General features: G+C 73.5%; 8 protein-coding genes and 7 pseudogenes. 9 read left to right on the forward strand and 6 right to left on the reverse strand.

Annotation, left to right across the window (positions count from 1 at the left end; all coding sequences use genetic code 11):
* Positions 1–98: 98 nt before the first annotated feature.
* Together Scani_RS39670 and Scani_RS39675 are read right to left on the reverse strand one after the other, a co-directional pair.
* Positions 99–617 (reverse strand): ferritin-like domain-containing protein, encoded by a 519-nt coding sequence (locus Scani_RS39670; RefSeq protein WP_159469599.1) that lies wholly within the window; start codon positions 615–617, stop codon positions 99–101.
* A complete protein-coding gene (locus tag Scani_RS39675; protein WP_159482905.1) occupies positions 614–1,213 on the reverse strand; it encodes a hypothetical protein in 600 nt (199 codons plus the stop codon). The genes Scani_RS39670 and Scani_RS39675 overlap by 4 nt, the downstream gene beginning before the upstream one ends.
* A 161-nt stretch (positions 1,214–1,374) precedes the next feature.
* On the opposite strand from Scani_RS39675, the gene rimP reads away from it, so the two are divergent.
* From rimP to Scani_RS40200, 9 genes and pseudogenes are all read left to right on the forward strand, one after another.
* On the forward strand, positions 1,375–1,926 hold the full coding sequence (gene rimP / locus Scani_RS39680) for a ribosome maturation factor RimP (protein ID WP_159469597.1): 552 nt from the start codon (positions 1,375–1,377) through the stop codon (positions 1,924–1,926).
* A gap of 2 nt (positions 1,927–1,928) precedes the next feature.
* A pseudogene (gene nusA, locus Scani_RS39685) lies at positions 1,929–2,920 on the forward strand (transcription termination factor NusA).
* A 135-nt stretch (positions 2,921–3,055) separates the two neighbouring features.
* Entirely contained in the window at positions 3,056–3,352 is a 297-nt protein-coding gene (locus Scani_RS39690; protein ID WP_159469593.1) for a YlxR family protein, read from the forward strand.
* A 133-nt stretch (positions 3,353–3,485) separates the two neighbouring features.
* A pseudogene (gene infB / locus Scani_RS39695) lies at positions 3,486–6,642 on the forward strand (translation initiation factor IF-2).
* Between the two features lie 198 nt (positions 6,643–6,840).
* Positions 6,841–7,134 (forward strand): DUF503 domain-containing protein, encoded by a 294-nt coding sequence (locus Scani_RS39700; protein ID WP_159469589.1) that lies wholly within the window; start codon positions 6,841–6,843, stop codon positions 7,132–7,134.
* 65 nt (positions 7,135–7,199) lie between these two features.
* Positions 7,200–7,652 (forward strand): 30S ribosome-binding factor RbfA, encoded by a 453-nt coding sequence (gene rbfA, locus Scani_RS39705; protein WP_159469587.1) that lies wholly within the window; start codon positions 7,200–7,202, stop codon positions 7,650–7,652.
* Positions 7,649–8,632: a tRNA pseudouridine(55) synthase TruB gene (truB, locus tag Scani_RS39710; protein WP_246295454.1), complete on the forward strand. Its 984-nt coding sequence runs from the start codon at positions 7,649–7,651 to the stop codon at positions 8,630–8,632. The genes rbfA and truB (Scani_RS39710) overlap by 4 nt, the downstream gene beginning before the upstream one ends.
* A gap of 360 nt (positions 8,633–8,992) precedes the next feature.
* Positions 8,993–11,283: pseudogene (locus tag Scani_RS39715) on the forward strand (hypothetical protein); the annotation flags it as partial.
* Positions 11,284–12,132: 849 nt separating this feature from the next.
* Positions 12,133–12,651 (forward strand): hypothetical protein, encoded by a 519-nt coding sequence (locus Scani_RS40200; RefSeq protein WP_167538232.1) that lies wholly within the window; start codon positions 12,133–12,135, stop codon positions 12,649–12,651.
* A gap of 1,827 nt (positions 12,652–14,478) precedes the next feature.
* Here the strand turns inward: Scani_RS40200 and truB (Scani_RS41565) are convergent.
* The 4 pseudogenes from truB (Scani_RS41565) to Scani_RS39735 all read right to left on the reverse strand — a co-directional run.
* Positions 14,479–15,382: pseudogene (truB, locus tag Scani_RS41565) on the reverse strand (tRNA pseudouridine(55) synthase TruB); the annotation flags it as partial.
* A 62-nt stretch (positions 15,383–15,444) separates the two neighbouring features.
* Positions 15,445–15,900: pseudogene (locus Scani_RS39725) on the reverse strand (ribosome-binding factor A).
* Positions 15,901–15,965: 65 nt separating this feature from the next.
* Positions 15,966–16,259, reverse strand: a pseudogene (locus Scani_RS39730) (DUF503 domain-containing protein).
* 198 nt (positions 16,260–16,457) lie between these two features.
* Positions 16,458–16,948, reverse strand: a pseudogene (locus Scani_RS39735) (translation initiation factor IF-2); the annotation flags it as partial.

The raw sequence follows: 16,948 nt of genomic DNA on the forward strand, positions 1-16,948 counted from the left end.
TCAGCGAACTCACCAACCGCTGCGGCGGTTCGATGGGTGCCGTTGCCATGCTTGAGCAGTCCCCTTCCTCGGGCCGTGACCGCACCGCGGCCGGTCGTTCAGAGCGCGCCCGCGGAGGCGCTCGCGCCGCCGGACGGAGTGGCGGCCGCGGCCCGCTCCACGAGCCCAGGGAAGGCTACGCCGCTGCCGCGCCAGCGCACCGCCCGCACTGCCGCCTCGCGCAGCGCGGCCGCCGCCTCCGTGCGCCGGGCCGCGCCGCCGGCCCGTACGAGATCCGCGTAGACGGCGGCCAGCCGGTCCTCCAGCTCCGCCGCCAGCCGGACCGCGGCGGCCGCGTCCGGAACGGGGAAGGGCAGTTCGTAGGCGGCGGCCGAGGCCCGCGGCGTACCGCCCAGGTCGCGCACCACGCGGCGCAGCGCGTCGCGGCGCGCACGGTGCCCGTCGTACGCCGCCTGGGCCTCCTTGCGCCGGTCCCCGGCGATCCGGCCGCCGACCACGCCGTAGCCGTAGACCGCCGCATGCTCGGCGGCCAGTGCCGCCTGTACCGCCGTCAGCTCGTCGTGCCCGCTGTCCGCGTCCGCGCGGCTTTTCCTGCCGTGAACTGCTGTGGTCCTCATGCGCACGCCCCTTCGCCGGTCCTTGCCCTCCGCGGTGCCGCCGGACCCGTCATCCGGCCCGCTCCGCCAAGATACGCATGTGCCGCACCGGCCGCCGCGACCGAGGCGAGCAGCCGGGCCAACTCCGGGGGTGCGCCGGTCAGCGCCTTGGTGCGGACGTCGGAGAGCTTGCGCTCCGCATCGGCCAGCGCCGCACGTGCGGCCCGTTCGTCCCGGGGGACCTGGGGACCGGACGGCCGCTGGGAGCCGTGCGGCGCGGGTCCGGACGCGGGCGCACCGGCTTCGCGCGCCGGGCCGTCGGAGGCGTCACCCTCGGGGGAGGGGGCAGCCCGGTCCTTGCCGAACGCCTCGGCGTGCCGGGCGACTTCGGCGCGCAGCGGGCGCAGCCGCGGCTCCAGGGACGGATGCGCGGCCAGCGTCGCGTCGTAGCGCGCCAGCAGGGTCGTACTGTCGCGGGCGGAGCGCTCGCGCAGCCGCTCGGCGGCGGAGGAGTGTTCGGTCCGGTCGGGGCCGGAGTCCTCGGAGCAGCCCGTCAGCAGCGCCACGCCCCCGAGGGCGGCGCCGGCCAGCAGGGTCCTTCTGCGCGTGAGCGCCACTTTCGGCACGTTGCACTTCCCGGGGTCCTTTCGTAGTGATCACCGCAGGCGAGAGTATCCGTGACCACCCACCGAATCGTCAGTACCCCGCCGGAACCGATAGGCTTTGACCCGACACACGACCCACCCACAACAGCACACGCGGCCGAGGAGTCACCCGGATGAGCACCACCCAGAGCGAGAGGCTGCGCGGATTGCTTGAACCGCTCGTCGCCGCGCGAGACCTGGATCTGGAAGAGATCGAGGTGACACCGGCAGGCAAGCGGCGGGTGCTGAGGATCGTGGTCGATTCCGACGAGGGCGTCCAGCTGGACGAGTGCGCCGAGCTGAGCCGAGAGGCCTCGCAGGTCCTGGACGACTCCGATGTGATGGGCGGCGCCCCGTACACCCTCGAGGTCACCTCTCCCGGCGCCGACCGCCCGCTGACCGAGCTGCGGCACTACCGCCGCGCCGTCGGCCGCCTGATCAAGGCCCAACTGACCGCCGAGGCAGGCGCCGGCGAGCTGGTGGCGCGGATCATCGCGGTCGACGAATCCGGGCTGGACCTCGAGGTGCCGGGCGTCAAGGGCCGTAAGCCGACCGCCCGTCGGGTCTCCTTCGACGAGATCGCCAAGGCGCGTGTCGAGCTGGAGTTCAACCGCAAGTCCGACAAGCGTGACGCACAGCAGGACGAGAAGATCGACGAGAACGACGAGAACAAGGAGGAGGCGTAGCCGTGGATATCGACATGAGTGCCCTGCGGGGACTGGTGCGGGAGAAGGAGATCTCGTTCGACCTGCTGGTCGAGGCGATCGAGTCGGCCTCCTCATCGCATACCACCGCACCGAGGGCAGCCGCCGTCGGGCGCGGGTCGAGCTGGACCGCAACACCGGTCATGTGACGGTGTGGGCGAAGGAGGACCCGGAGGACCTGGAGGAGGGCGCCGAGCCCCGCGACTTCGACGACACTCCCTCCGGCTTCGGCCGGATCGCGGCGACCACCGCCAAGCAGGTCATCCTGCAGCGGCTGCGGGACGCCGAGGAGGAGATCACCTTCGGCGAGTTCGCCGGGCGTGAGGGCGACGTCATCACCGGCGTCGTCCAGCAGGGCAAGGACCCCAAGAACGTGCTGGTGGACATCGGCCCGATGGAGGCCATGCTGCCGGTGCAGGAGCAGGTCCCCGGCGAGGACTACGCGCACGGCACCCGGCTGCGCTCGTACGTCGTACGGGTGGCCAAGGGCGTCCGCGGCCCGTCCGTGACGCTGTCGCGCACCCACCCCAATCTGGTGAAGAAGCTCTTCGCCATGGAGGTCCCGGAGATCGCGGACGGCTCGGTGGAGATCTCCGCCATCGCCCGCGAGGCCGGCCACCGCACCAAGATCGCCGTACGGTCCACCCGCTCCGGCCTGAACGCCAAGGGTGCCTGCATCGGCCCGATGGGCGGCCGGGTGCGCGCCGTGATGGCCGAGTTGCACGGCGAGAAGATCGACATCGTGGACTGGTCGGACGACCCGGCCGAGCTGGTGGCGAACGCGCTGTCGCCCGCCCGGGTCAGCAAGGTCGAGGTCGTGGACCTGGCGGCACGCTCCGCCCGGGTCACCGTCCCCGACTACCAGCTGTCACTGGCCATCGGCAAGGAAGGGCAGAATGCCCGGCTCGCCGCCCGTCTCACGGGCTGGCGGATCGACATCCGTCCGGACACCGAGCAGCCCGCACCGCAGGACTGAGGCCGTCCCGGAGGGGCGGCGGCGCCGCGGCACCCGAAAATCGGTGGTGCCGCGGCGCTCCGACCGGAATTCTGAGCAGCCGTTCCGCCTTTACCCCATCGGGGTCGGGCCGGCGCGGGGAGGTAGACTTAAGCAGTGTCTGGCCGGACGCATGCCCGCGCATGCCCTGAGCGAACCTGTCTGGGATGCCGGGAGCGAGCGGCCAAGGGCGATTTGCTGCGCATCGTGGAGATCGAGGGTGAGTGTGCCCCCGATCCTCGCGGTACGCTGCCCGGCCGGGGTGCTTACGTGCACCCGACACTGGTCTGCCTCGACCTGGCGGTTCGCCGCCGGGCGTTCAACCGGGCCTACCGGGCCCGGGGACCGTTCGACACGACGGATTTGCGTCGGTTCATCGAACGGACGCCCGTCGAGCAGCCGCCGTTGCAATAACGCACAGCAGCAAGAAACGCACAGCGCACGGAAAACCGTGCGGTCAGTACCTCGCGAGTCGGAAGTAGGTCGAGATTGCGATGAGCACTCGATGAGTACGCGATGAGTACGCCCATGAAGTAGCGACGGTCCGGTGGACAACCCGGACCTAGAAGGAGCGAAGTGGGCTAAGGTCCGGGTATACGAACTCGCCAGGAGTTCGGCGTTGAGAGCAAGGTCGTCATCGGCCAAGCTCCAAGAACTTGGTGAATTCGTCCGTTCGGCGTCCTCGACGATCGAGGCGCCGGTTGTTCGCAAGCTGACCGACGCTTTCCAGGCAGGCAGCGGCAATGGTCGCGCCGCCGGAAGCCCGCAGCGCCGCGCAAGTCGGACCCCCGCAGAAGCGATCCGCGCCGTCTCCGGCGCAGGCCGGGGGCACCTCCCCTGCCCCCAAGGCAGCGGGGGAACGTCCTGCTGCACCGAAGCCGGGCGCCCCCAAGCCTGGCCCCGCGGCTCCGGCAGCCCCCGAGCACCGAAGGCCCCCGAGGCACCGGTGGCTCCCAAGCGCACTCCCCGCCGCCGGCCCACCCGGGCCTCGCGCCCCAACCCGGCGCGCCCGCGGCACCAAAGCCCGCTCCGGCCGCCCCCGCGCAGCCGAGTTCCAGGCTCCGCCGTCCGCGCCGGCCGCTCCCGCCGCCGGCCAGTCGGCTCCCCGTCCCGGTGCCCCCGGCCCCGCGTCCCCCGTGGCGGCAGCGGTCCGGCCGCCCCGCCGTCGCGCGTTCCCGGTGGCGAGCGTCCGGCCCCGCGTCCCGGTGGCCGTCCCTCCGGCCCCCGTCCGGGGCAAACAAACACGTTCACTGTCCGGCGGGCTCCCACGGGCATCGGCCCGTCCGCAGGCCCCCCGTCCGGTGGCGCCCCGCGTCCCGGCGGCCAGGGTAGGTCCCGGCGGTCCGCGTCCGCAGGGCGCGGCCAGGGCGGTCCCCGTCCCCAGTGGCGGTCAGGGCGGCGCGCGTCCACACCCCCGGTGGTATGCCCGTCCGCAGGGTGACGCTCCCGGTGGCGCCCCGCGTCCCGGCGGTGGGCGGCGGTAACCCGCCCGAACCCGGCATGATGCCGCAGCGTCCGCTGCCGGCCCGCGTCCGGGCCCCGCGGTGGCGGCGGTCGCGGTCCCGGCGGTGCCGGTCGTCCCGGTGGTGGCGGCGGCGGTCGTCCGGGTGGCGGCGGCGGTTTCGCCGGTCGTCCCGGTGGTGGCGGCGGCGGTCGTCCGGGTGGCGGCGGCGGTTTCGCCGGTCGTCCCGGTGGCGGCGGTCCCGGTGGTGGCGGCGGCTTCGGCGGTCGTCCCGGCTTCGGTGGGCGTCCCGGCGGCCCCGGTGGCCGTGGTGGCACGCAGGGTGCGTTCGGCCCGTCCCGGCGGTCCGGCGCGTCGTGGCCGCAAGTCGAAGCGGCAGAGGCGTCAGGAGTACGAGGCCATGCAGGCCCCGTCGGTGGGCGGCATCATGCTGCCCCGCGGCAACGGTGCGACGGTTCGCCTGTCGCGCGGTGCCTCGCTGACGGACTTCGCCGAGAAGATCAACGCCAACCCGGCGTCGCTGGTCCAGGTCATGCTGAACCTCGGCGAGATGGTCACCGCGACCCAGTCGGTCTCCGACGAGACCCTCCAGCTGCTCGCCGACGAGATGAACTACGTCGTCGAGATCGTCAGCCCGGAGGAGGAGGACCGCGAGCTGCTCGAGTCCTTCGACATCGACTTCGGTGAGAACGAGGGCGGCGAGGACATGCTCGTCGCGCGTCCGCCGGTGGTGACCGTCATGGGTCACGTCGACCACGGTAAGACCCGACTGCTCGACGCGATCCGCAAGACGAACGTCATTGCGGGCGAGGCCGGCGGCATCACCCAGCACATCGGTGCCTACCAGGTCGCGACCGAGGTCAACGACGAAGAGCGGCGCATCACCTTCATCGACACCCCCGGTCACGAGGCGTTCACCGCCATGCGTGCCCGTGGTGCCAAGTCGACCGACATCGCGATCCTCGTGGTGGCGGCCAACGACGGTGTCATGCCGCAGACGATCGAGGCCCTGAACCACGCCAAGGCGGCCGACGTGCCGATCGTGGTCGCGGTCAACAAGATCGACGTCGAGGGCGCCGACCCGACCAAGGTGCGCGGCCAGCTCACCGAGTTCGGTCTGGTGGCCGAGGAGTACGGCGGCGACACCATGTTCGTCGACATCTCCGCCCGTGAGGGTCTGAACATCGAGCAGCTGCTCGAGGCCGTGGTCCTGACCGCGGACGCCTCGCTCGACCTGCGCGCCAACGCGGAGCAGGACGCGCAGGGCATCGCGATCGAGGCCCACCTCGACCGTGGCCGCGGCGCCGTGGCGACCGTCCTGGTCCAGCGCGGCACGCTGCGCGTCGGCGAGACGATGGTCGTCGGCGACGCGTACGGCCGAGTCCGTGCGATGTTCGACGACAAGGGCAACAACGTCGAGGAAGCGGGTCCGTCGACCCCCGTCCTGGTCCTGGGTCTGACCAACGTCCCGGGCGCCGGCGACAACTTCCTGGTCGTCGACGAGGACCGTACGGCCCGTCAGATCGCCGAGAAGCGCGCGGCGCGCGAGCGCAACGCCGCCTTCGCCAAGCGCACCCGCCGGGTGTCCCTCGAGGACCTGGACAAGGTGCTCAAGGCCGGCGAGGTCCAGCAGCTCAACCTCATCATCAAGGGTGACGCTTCTGGTTCCGTCGAGGCCCTGGAGTCCTCGCTGCTCCAGCTCGACGTCGGCGAAGAGGTCGACATCCGGGTGCTGCACCGCGGCGTCGGTGCGGTCACGGAGACCGACATCAACCTGGCGTCCGGCTCCGACGCGATCGTCATCGGCTTCAACGTGCGCGCCGAAGGCCGTGCCACGCAGATGGCCGAGCGCGAGGGCGTCGACGTCCGGTACTACTCGGTCATCTACCAGGCGATCGAGGAGATCGAGGCGGCCCTCAAGGGCATGCTCAAGCCGGAGTACGAGGAGGTCGAGCTCGGTACCGCGGAGATCCGCGAGGTCTTCCGCTCGTCCAAGCTCGGCAACATCGCGGGTGTGCTCATCCGCTCCGGCGAGGTCAAGCGCAACACCAAGGCGCGCCTCATCCGCGACGGCAAGGTGGTCGCGGAGGACCTCAACATCCAGGGTCTGCGCCGGTTCAAGGACGACGTCACCGAGATCCGCGAAGGCTTCGAGGGCGGTATCAACCTCGGAAACTTCAACGACATCAAGATCGACGACGTCATCGCGACGTACGAGATGCGCGAGAAGCCGCGCGGCTGATCAAGCGCGTGACTGCCCGCGCGTAGCACGGTGCACCCGAGAGGGCGGCCGGGCGACACGCGGGACCGGGGCCGGTCGGCGGAATATTTCCGTCGATCGGCCCCGGCCGTTCCGTGTACGGTTCGAAATGACACGAACGCCCCCGGCTCACGCCGGGAGGTGCCCCTAAGGCCCCGCGGGTGGCTTGACCCGTCTTGCATGTACGTAGGGACGCTGTCCTTCGACCTGCTTCTCGGCGACGTACGGTCGCTGAAGGAGAAGCGCTCCGTCGTCCGCCCGATCGTCGCCGAGCTGCACCGCAAATTCGCGGTGAGCGTCGCGGAGGTCGGGGACCAGGATCTGCACCGCAGGGCCACCATCGGCCTGGCGGTGGTCTCCGGGGACACGGGGCATCTCACCGAAGTCATGGACCGCTGCGAGCGCATGGTCGCCGCACGGCCCGAAGTGGAACTGCTGTCGGTACACCGACGGCTGCACGGCGACGACGACTGACCCGGGGACCGGGCAGGCCGCCGCCGGTGGAAGCACAATTGTGGAAGAAAGAAGGAGAAGGACCAGTGGCCGACAATGCGCGGGCGAAGAAGCTGGCGGACCTCATCCGGGAGGTGGTCGCCCAGAAGCTGCAGCGCGGAATCAAGGACCCGCGGCTCGGTTCGCACGTGACCATCACGGACACCCGGGTCACCGGCGACCTGCGGGAGGCTACGGTCTTCTACACGGTCTACGGCGATGACGAGGAGCGGGCCAGCGCCGCCGCCGGGCTGGAGAGCGCCAAGGGCATCCTGCGCTCCGCGGTCGGGGCCGCGGCGGGGACCAAGTTCACGCCCACCCTGGCCTTCGTGCCGGACGCCCTGCCGGAGAACGCCAAGACGATCGACGACCTGCTGGACAAGGCACGGGCCTCGGACGCCAAGGTGCGCGAGGTCTCCTCGGGCGCCGAGTACGCCGGCGAGGCCGACCCGTACCGCAAGCCGGGCGAGGACGACGACGAGGGCACCGCGGCAGAATGAAGCGTGAGAGCAACAAGCCCATCCAGAGGGGCGAGCGCGAGGCGCTCTCCGGCAAGGGTGGTGGTGGGCGACGGGCGGGCCTTGTCATCGTCGACAAGCCGGCCGGCTTCACTTCGCACGACGTGGTGGCGAAGATGCGCGGTATGGCGCGCACCCGCCGGGTCGGGCACGCCGGCACCCTCGACCCGATGGCGACGGGCGTGCTCGTCCTGGGCATCGAGCGGGCCACCAAGCTGCTCGGCCACCTCGCGCTGACCGAGAAGGAGTACGTCGGCACGATCCGGCTCGGCCAGACGACGATCACCGATGACGCCGAGGGCGAGCTCATCACGTCGAAGGCGGCGCACGGGCTCGCCCGCGAGGACATCGACGCGGTGGTCGGCCGGCTGTCCGGCGCGATCATGCAGATCCCGTCGAAGGTCAGCGCCATCAAGATCAACGGCAAGCGGTCGTACTCACGGGTCCGCGACGGCGAGGACGTGGAGATCCCGGCCCGGCCGGTCACCGTCTCCTCGTTCGTGGTGCACTCCGCGCACGAGGCCGAGGCCGAGGACGGCACCCCGGTGACCGATCTGCTGGTCTCCGTCGAGTGCTCGTCCGGTACGTACATCCGCGCCCTGGCCCGCGACTTGGGGGAGGGACTCGGGGTCGGCGGTCATCTGACGGCGCTGCGCCGCACCCGCGTCGGCCCGTACAAGCTGGACCGGGCGCGCACCCTCGACCAGCTCCAGGCCGCCGTGGACGACCCCGAGGGGGACGGCCTGCCGGTCATGCCGCTCGGGGACGCGGCCGCCGCGGCGTTCACCCGCTGGGACGTGCCCGAGGCACAGGCCCGGCTGCTGCTCAACGGCGCACGGATCCCGATGCCGCTGTTCGAGGGCACCGGCCCGGTCGCGGCGTTCGGACCGGACGGCCGGTTCCTCGCACTGGTGGAGAACCAGGGCGGGAAGGCGAAGAGCCTGGCGGTGTTCGCGGTCTGAGGGCCGTGACCCGACACTCCTGGGGCCGGGCCCGGCGGCGCGACAAGCGCCCCGGGCCCGGCCTTTTGCCTGCCGTACGCGGTCGTCGGCGGGCGCCCCGGGAGGCGGGTGGGGCCTCCGGCTGCCCGGGGCGCCCGAGGCCCCACCGGCCTCCGGCCGCCCGGACGGAGACGGCACGTGGGCCCGGGTCGCCCCTCCCCGCCCGTCGTCTCGATCCGGTGTGGTTCCGGACATTCACTCATTCGGTGAGGCGCTCGAAGTGAATCAAGGCGTGGAGGGGGGCGCGTTGGAACGGGTCCCTGTCGAGACGATCACCGCCTGCTTACCGTTCGGAGGACGGACAGGGCGAGAGGACCGGCGATGGCATTGCTGGATGCCGATGCGGACACGGCACTGGTGCGGATCCGCGATCTGGCAGGTCGGACGCGCGGTACGGGGTTCCTCGCGGACCACGACGGCACCGTGATCACCAGCCACGAAGCGGTGGACGGGGCGGCACAACTGGTGCTGCAACCCATGGCGGACGGCGCGGGAAGCGGCGCGGCCGGGGGCGGCGGATGGACGTGCGTGGTGGCAGCAGACGCCCTCACGCCCCTTCCGGAGGCCGGGCTCGCCCTCGTCAAGGCCGGCGATTTCGGGCCACACCGGCTCGTGCCGCTGCCCATCGCCGCGGGCCGCCCGGACCCGGGCACCGCGGCACGGCTGTGGGCGGGCGGCTGGCTGGACGGCACGATCGTCGGGCCGGGCTCCGGGGTGATGTACACGGCCACCCAGCGCGTCCATCTCCTCGACGAAACGCTGGAGCTCGGCCTGTGCGCCGGGGGCCGGGAGGCGCTGCGGCTGGGCGGCCCCGCGGTCGGCGGGCCGGTGCTGGACGCCCGGACCGGCGCGGTGCTCGGGGTCCTCGGCACCGCGCTGCACCCCCAGGCCCCCGGCCGCCCCCGGGCGGGGGAGCCCTTCGGGCGCCGGGCGGGCGGCTTCGCGATTCCGCTGCGCGCGGTCGCCGAAGCCGCGCCCCTGGGCGCCCTGGCCGCGCTGCTGGAGCGCAACGCGGCGACCGTTCCCGCCTATGGCAGCGAGCTGAACCCGGCCGGTGCGCGGCATCTTGCCGAGGTGTCGATGGGCTCCGCCGAGCGGCCGCGGCTGTGGCGCGAAGCGGTCGAACGGCCGGAGGTGGCCGCGGAGTTCACCCGCTTCGGGGCGCGCCACGGGACGGCAGAGGCGTGCGTGCTGGGACTGGTGGGGGAGCCGGGGTCCGGGCGGAGCACGGAGCTGGCCGGGCTCGCGGCCCGCCGGGCACAGGGCCCGGACGCCGCCCCGACCGTCTGGCTGCGCGGTGCGGAGCTGCGGTCCGGCGACGACGGGGTGCGCACGGCCGTGGAGCGCGCCTTGCGGTCCGCCGGCCGGATCGTCGCCGGGGCGGGCCGTACGGCCGGTGACCCGGCGGACACCACCGCCCAGGGCGTGGCACGGGCGGCGTCCGCGGCCGGACGTCCGCTGCTGGTGCTCCTCGACGGGCCGGAGGAGATGCCGTCGGCCCTGGCGCAGGGGGAACGGCTCGCCGAGTGGACCGCGGCGAGCGCCGACTGGCTGTGCGGCGCCGGGGCGCGGCTGGTGATCGCCTGCCGCCCCGAGTACTGGGAGCGGGCCGGTGCGCTCTTCCCGCCCGGCCTGCTGCACCGGCCGCTGCGCCCGGCCCCCGCGCTGCCCCCCTGCGTGGAACTCGGCGACCTTCCCGAGGAGGCGGCGGAGCGTGCCCGCGCCCGCTACGGCCTGCCGCCCGGCGCACCGGCCGCGCGGGACGCCCGTCATCCCCTGGCGCTGCGGCTGCTCGCGGAGGTCGGCGCGGCGCTCCCCAAGAGCGGTGCGGCCGGGAGGGGAGTCGACGAGCCGGCCGGCCTCGGTGCACCCGACCGCCACCAGATCTTCGACGCCCACCTGGACCTGGTGTGCCTGCGCATCGCCGTACGGCTCGCGGCCGCCCACCGGCCCGAACTGCGCGGCACCGCCGTACGCCGGCTGGCCGCCCAGGTCGCCGGCCAGGTGCACGAGGCGGCTCGGCGCGCTCTCGGCCCCGGGCCGGGCGCGCTGGACCGTGCCTCCTTCGAGGAGGTGTTCCCGCGGGAGCCCGGCTGGGCCGGTGCGGTGCTGGCCGAGGGCCTGCTGGTGCGGGCCGGCACCGGATACCGCTTCGCCCACGAGGAGTTCGCGGAGTGGCTGCAGGGCGCCCATGTCGACCTCGACCTGCTGCCCGTCCCCGGACACCGCGTCGGACCGGCCGTCCAGGCCCTGCTGCTGCTCGGCAGGCGGGAGGGGACGGTGCAACTGACCTTCAGGCTGGCCGAGTTGGTGCCGATGGCGACCGCCCCCGCGGCCGGCCCGGCGGCCGCACGCGCCGTGGACGGCCGCTGGTGGGCCGCGCATCTGCTGTCCGGCGTGCTGCGCCGGGTCCCCGACGCGAGGCCGTACACGGCGTGCTGCGGCTGCTCGCCGACCGGATCACGGAACGGTCCCTGCGGGCGGGCGGCTTCGGACACACGGGCCTGGAGGCGTTCGGGCCGTGGTTCTGGGAGCGGCTGGCACTGACCGACGAGGACCGGATGGATCTGCTGCGCCGCCTGCTGCCGGCGGACGGACCTCCTGGTGGGGCGGCGCGGCGCGTGGCGGGCGTGCGGCCAGGCGGGCGGGCAGGCGTGGGGACGGGGGCTGCGGGGGGTGGCGGCCGGTGGGGCGGATGGTGCGGTGTCGCGGTCCGTGTGGGTGCCGTCGCCGGCCGGGCCGGTGTCGTCCGGGGCGGTGTCGTCCGGACCGGTGCTGTCCGGATCGTCGCCGTCCGGGGCGGTGCCGTCTGGATCGCGTCGTCCGCCGGTGTCGCCGGGTCCGAGCTGCCACGGGCAGCGAGAGCGGGCCGCCGGACCCCACGGCAGCTCGGACCGCGGCGACACGCGGTCCGGACGACGCCGATCCAGACGGCACCGCCCCGGAAGCGGCGACGATCCGGACAGCACCGGTCCGGACGACACCGCCCCGGACGACACCGGCCCGGCCGGCGACGGCACCCACACGGACCGCGACACCGCACCATCCGCCCCACCGGCCGCCACACCACCCCGCAGCCCCCGTCCCCACGCCTGCCCGTCCCGCCTGGCCGCACGCCCGCCACGCGCCGCGGCCGCCCCACCAGGAGGTCCGTCCGCCGGCAGCAGGCGGCGCATGCATATCCCTCCGTCTCGTCGGTCAGTGCAGCCGCTCCCAGAACCACGGCCCGAACGCCCTCCAGGCCCGGTGTCCGAAGCCGCCCGCCCGCAGGGACCGGTCCGTGATCCGGTCGGCGAGCAGCCGCAGCACGCCCGTGTACGGCCTCGCGTCGGGGGACCCGGCGCAGCACGCCGGACAGCAGATGCGCGGCCCACCAGCGGCCGTCCACGGCGCGTGCGGCCGCCGGGCCGGCCGCGGGGGCGGTCGCCATCGGCAACCAACTCGGCCAGCCTGAAGGTCAGTTGCACCGTCCCCTCCCGCCTGCCGAGCAGCAGCAGGGCCTGGACGGCCGGTCCGACGCGGTGTCCGGGGACGGGCAGCAGGTCGAGGTCGACATGGGCGCCCTGCAGCCACTCCGCGAACTCCTCGTGGGCGAAGCGGTATCCGGTGCCGGCCCGCACCAGCAGGCCCTCGGCCAGCACCGCACCGGCCCAGCCGGGCTCCCGCGGGAACACCTCCTCGAAGGAGGCACGGTCCAGCGCGCCCGGCCCGGGGCCGAGAGCGCGCCGAGCCGCCTCGTGCACCTGGCCGGCGACCTGGGCGGCCAGCCGGCGTACGGCGGTGCCGCGCAGTTCGGGCCGGTGGGCGGCCGCGAGCCGTACGGCGATGCGCAGGCACACCAGGTCCAGGTGGGCGTCGAAGATCTGGGTGGCGGTCGGGTGCAGCCGAGGCCGGCCGGCTCGTCGACTCCCCTCCCGGCCGCACCGCTCTTGGGGAGCGCCGCGCCGACCTCCGCGAGCAGCCGCAGCGCCAGGGGATGACGGGCGTCCCGCGCGGCCGGTGCGCCGGGCGGCAGGCCGTAGCGGGCGCGGGCACGCTCCGCCGCCTCCTCGGGAAGGGTCGCCGAGTTCCACGCAGGGGGGCAGCGCGGGGGCCGGGCGCAGCGGCCGGTGCAGCAGGCCGGGCGGGAAGAGCGCACCGGCCCGCTCCAGTACTCGGGGCGGCAGGCGATCACCAGCCGCGCCCCGGCGCCGCACAGCCAGTCGGCGCTCGCCGCGGTCCACTCGGCGAGCCGTTCCCCCTGCGCCAGGGCCGACGGCATCTCCTCCGGCCCGTCGAGGAGCACCAGCAGCGGACGTCCGGCCGCGGACAGCCGCCCGTGCCACGCCCTGGGCGGTGGTGTCCGCCGGGTCACCGGCCGTACGCCCGCCCCGGCGACGATCCGGCCGGCGGACCGCAGGCGCGCTCCACGGCCGTGCGCACCCCGTCGTCGCCGGACCGCAGCTCCGCACCGCGCAGGCCAGACGGTCGGGGCGGGCGTCCGGGCCCTGTGCCCGGCGGGCCGCGAGCCCGGCCAGCTCCGTGCTCCGCCCGGACCCCGGCTCCCCCACCAGTCCCAGCACGCACGCCTCTGCCGTCCCGTGGCGCGCCCCGAAGCGGGTGACTCCGCGGCCACCTCCGGCCGTTCGAACCGCTTCGCGCCACAGCCGCGGCCGCTCGGCGGAGCCCATCGACACCTCGGCAAGATGCCGCGCACCGGCCGGGTTCAGCTCGCTGCCATAGGCGGGAACGGTCGCCGCGTTGCGCTCCAGCAGCGCGGCCAGGGCGCCCAGGGGCGCGGCTTCGGCGACCGCGCGCAGCGGAATCGCGAAGCCGCCCGCCCGGCGCCCGAAGGGCTCCCCCGCCCGGGGGCGGCCGGGGGCCTGGGGGTGCAGCGGCGGTGCCGAGGACCCCGAGCACCGCGCCGGTCCGGGCGTCCAGCACCGGCCCGCCGACCGCGGGGCCGCCCAGCCGCAGCGCCTCCCGGCCCCCGGCGCACAGGCCGAGCTCCAGCGTTTCGTCGAGGAGATGGACGCGCTGGGTGGCCGTGTACATCACCCCGGAGCCCGCCCGACGATCGTGCCGTCCAGCCAGCCGCCCGCCCACAGCCGTGCCGCGGTGCCCGGTCCGGGCGGCCCGCGGCGATGGGCAGCGGCACGAGCCGGTGTGGCCCGAAATCGCCGGCCTTGACGAGGGCGAGCCCGGCCTCCGGAAGGGGCGTGGAGGGCGTCTGCTGCCACCACGCACGTCCATCCGCCGCCCCCGGCCGCGCCGCTTCCCCGCGCCGTCCGCCATGGGTTGCAGCACCAGTTGTGCCGCCCCGTCCACCGCTTCGTGGCTGGTGATCACGGTGCCGTCGTGGTCCGCGAGGAACCCCGTACCAGTGCGCGTCCGACCTGCCAGATCGCGGATCCGCACCAGTGCCGTGTCCGCATCGGCATTCCAGCAATGCCATCGCCGGTCCTCTCGCCTGTCCGTCCTCAGAACGGTAAGCAGGCGGTGATCGTCTCGACAGGGACCCGTTCCAACGCGCCCCCCTCCACGCCTTGAGTCACTTCGAGCGCCTCACCGAATGGAGTGAATGTCCGGAACCACACCGATCGAGACGACGGGCGGGGAGGGGCGACCCGGCCCACGTCCGTCTCCGTCCGGCGGGCCGGAGGCCGGTGGGGCCTCGGGCGCCCCGGGCAGCCGGAGGCCCCACCCGCCTCCCCGGGGCGCCCGCCGACGACCGCGTACGGCAGGCAAAAGGCCGGGCCCGGGGCGCTTGTCGCGCCGCCGGGCCCGGCCCAGGAGTGTCGGTCACGGCCCTCAGACCGCGAACACCGCAGGCTCTTCGCCTTCCCGCCCTGTGTCTCCACCAGTGCAGAGGAACCGGCCGTCCGGTCCGAACGCCGCGACCGGGGCCGGTGCCCTCGAACCAGCGGCATCGGGATCCGTGCGCCGTTGAGCAGCAGCCGGGCCTGTGCCTCGGGCACGTCCCAGCGGGTGAACGCCGCGGCGGCCGCGTCCCCGAGCGGCCATGACCGGCAGGCCGTCCCCCTCGGGGTCGTCCACGGCGGCCTGAGCTGGTCGAGGGTGCGCGCCCGGTCCAGCTTGTACGGGCCGACGCGGGTGCGGCGCAAGCGCCGTCAGATGACCGCCGACCCCGAGTCCCCCCCCAAGTCGCGGGCCAGGGCGCGGATGTACGTACCGGACGAGCACTCGACGGAGACCAGCAGATCGGTCACCAGGGGTGCCGTCCTCGGCCTCGCGCTCGTGCGCGGAGTGCACCACGACGAGGAGACGGTGACCGGCCGGGCCGGATCTCCACGTCCTCGCCGTCGCGGACCCGTGAGTAAGACCGCTTGCCGTTGATCTTGATGGCGCCTGACGCTTCGACGGGATCTGCATGATCGCGCCGGACAGCCGGCCGACCACCGCGTCGATGTCCTCGCGGGCGAGCCCGTGCGCCGCCTTCGACGTGATGAGCTCGCCCTCGGCGTCATCGGTGATCGTCGTCTGGCCGAGCCGGATCGTGCCGACGTACTCCTTCTCGGTCAGCGCGAGGTGGCCGAGCAGCTTGGTGGCCCGCTCGATGCCCAGGACGAGCACGCCCGTCGCCATCGGGTCGAGGGTGCCGGCGTGCCCGACCCGGCGGGTGCGCGCCATACCGCGCATCTTCGCCACCACGTCGTGCGAAGTGAAGCCGGCCGGCTTGTCGACGATGACAAGGCCCGCCCGTCGCCCCACACCACCCTTGCCGGAGAGCGCTCGCGCTCGCCCCTCTGGATGGGGCTTGTTGCTCTCACGCTTCATTCTGCCGCGGTGCCCTCGTCGTCGATCCTCGCCCGGCTTGCGGTACGGGGGTCGGCCTCGCCGGCGTACCTCGCGCCCGAGGAGACCTCGCGCCAACTTGGCGTACCGAGGCCCGTGCCTTGTCCAGCAGAGTCGTCGATCGTCTTGGCGTTCTCCGGCAGGGCGTCCGGCACGAGGCCAGGGTGGGCGTGACTTGGTCCCCGCCGCGGCCCCGACCGCGGAGCGCAGAGCCCTTGGCGCTCTCCAGCCCGGCGGCGCGCTGGCCCGCTCCTCGTCATCGCCGTAGACCGTTAGAATGACCGTAGCCTCCCGCAGGTCGCACGGTGAGCCCGGGTGTCCGTGATGGTCACGTGCGAACGAGCCGCGGGGTCCTTGATTCCGCAGCTGCAGCTTCTGGCGACCACCTCCCGGATGAGGTCCGCCAGCTTCTTCGCCCGCGCATTGTCGGCCACTGGTCCTTCTCCTTCTTTCTTCCACAATTGTGCTTCCACCGGCGGCGGCCTGCCCGGTCCCCGGGTCAGTCGTCGTCGCCGTGCAGCCGGTCGGTGTACCGACAGCAGTTCCACTTCGGGGCCGTGCGGCGACCATGCGCTCGCAGCGGTCCATGACTTCGTGAGATGCCCCGTGTCCCCGGAGACCACCGCCAGGCCGATGGTGCCCTGCGGTGCAGATCCTGGTCCCCGACCTCCGCGACGCTCACCGCGAATTTGCGGTGCAGCTCGGCGACGATCGGGCGGACGACGGAGCGCTTCTCCTTCAGCGACCGTACGTCGCCGAGAAGCAGGTCGAAGGACAGCGTCCCTACGTACATGCAAGACGGGTCAAGCCACCCGCGGGGCCTTAGGGGCACCTCCCGGCGTGAGCCGGGGGCGTTCGTGTCATTTCGAACCGTACACGGAACGGCCGGGGCCGATCGACGGAAATATTCCGCCGACCGGCCCCGGTCCCGCGTGTCGCCCGGCCGCCCTCTCGGGTGCACCGTGCTACGCGCGGGCAGTCACGCGCTTGATCAGCCGCGCGGCTTCTCGCGCATCTCGTACGTCGCGATGACGTCGTCGATCTTGATGTCGTTGAAGTTTCCGAGGTTGATACCGCCCTCGAAGCCTTCGCGGATCTCGGTGACGTCGTCCTTGAACCGGCGCAGACCCTGGATGTTGAGGTCCTCCGCGACCACCTTGCCGTCGCGGATGAGGCGCGCCTTGGTGTTGCGCTTGACCTCGCCGGAGCGGATGAGCACACCCGCGATGTTGCCGAGCTTGGACGAGCGGAAGACCTCGCGGATCTCCGCGGTACCGAGCTCGACCTCCTCGTACTCCGGCTTGAGCATGCCCTTGAGGGCCGCCTCGATCTCCTCGATCGCCTGGTAGATGACCGAGTAGTACCGGACGTCGACGCCCTCGCGCTCGGCCATCTGCGTGGCACGGCCTTCGGCGCGCACGTTGAAGCCGATGACGATCGCGTCGGAGCCGGACGCCAGTTGATGTCGGTCTCCGTGACCGC

It is taken from the genome of Streptomyces caniferus (genome assembly GCF_009811555.1).
In the GTDB taxonomy this organism is placed as follows: domain Bacteria; phylum Actinomycetota; class Actinomycetes; order Streptomycetales; family Streptomycetaceae; genus Streptomyces; species Streptomyces caniferus.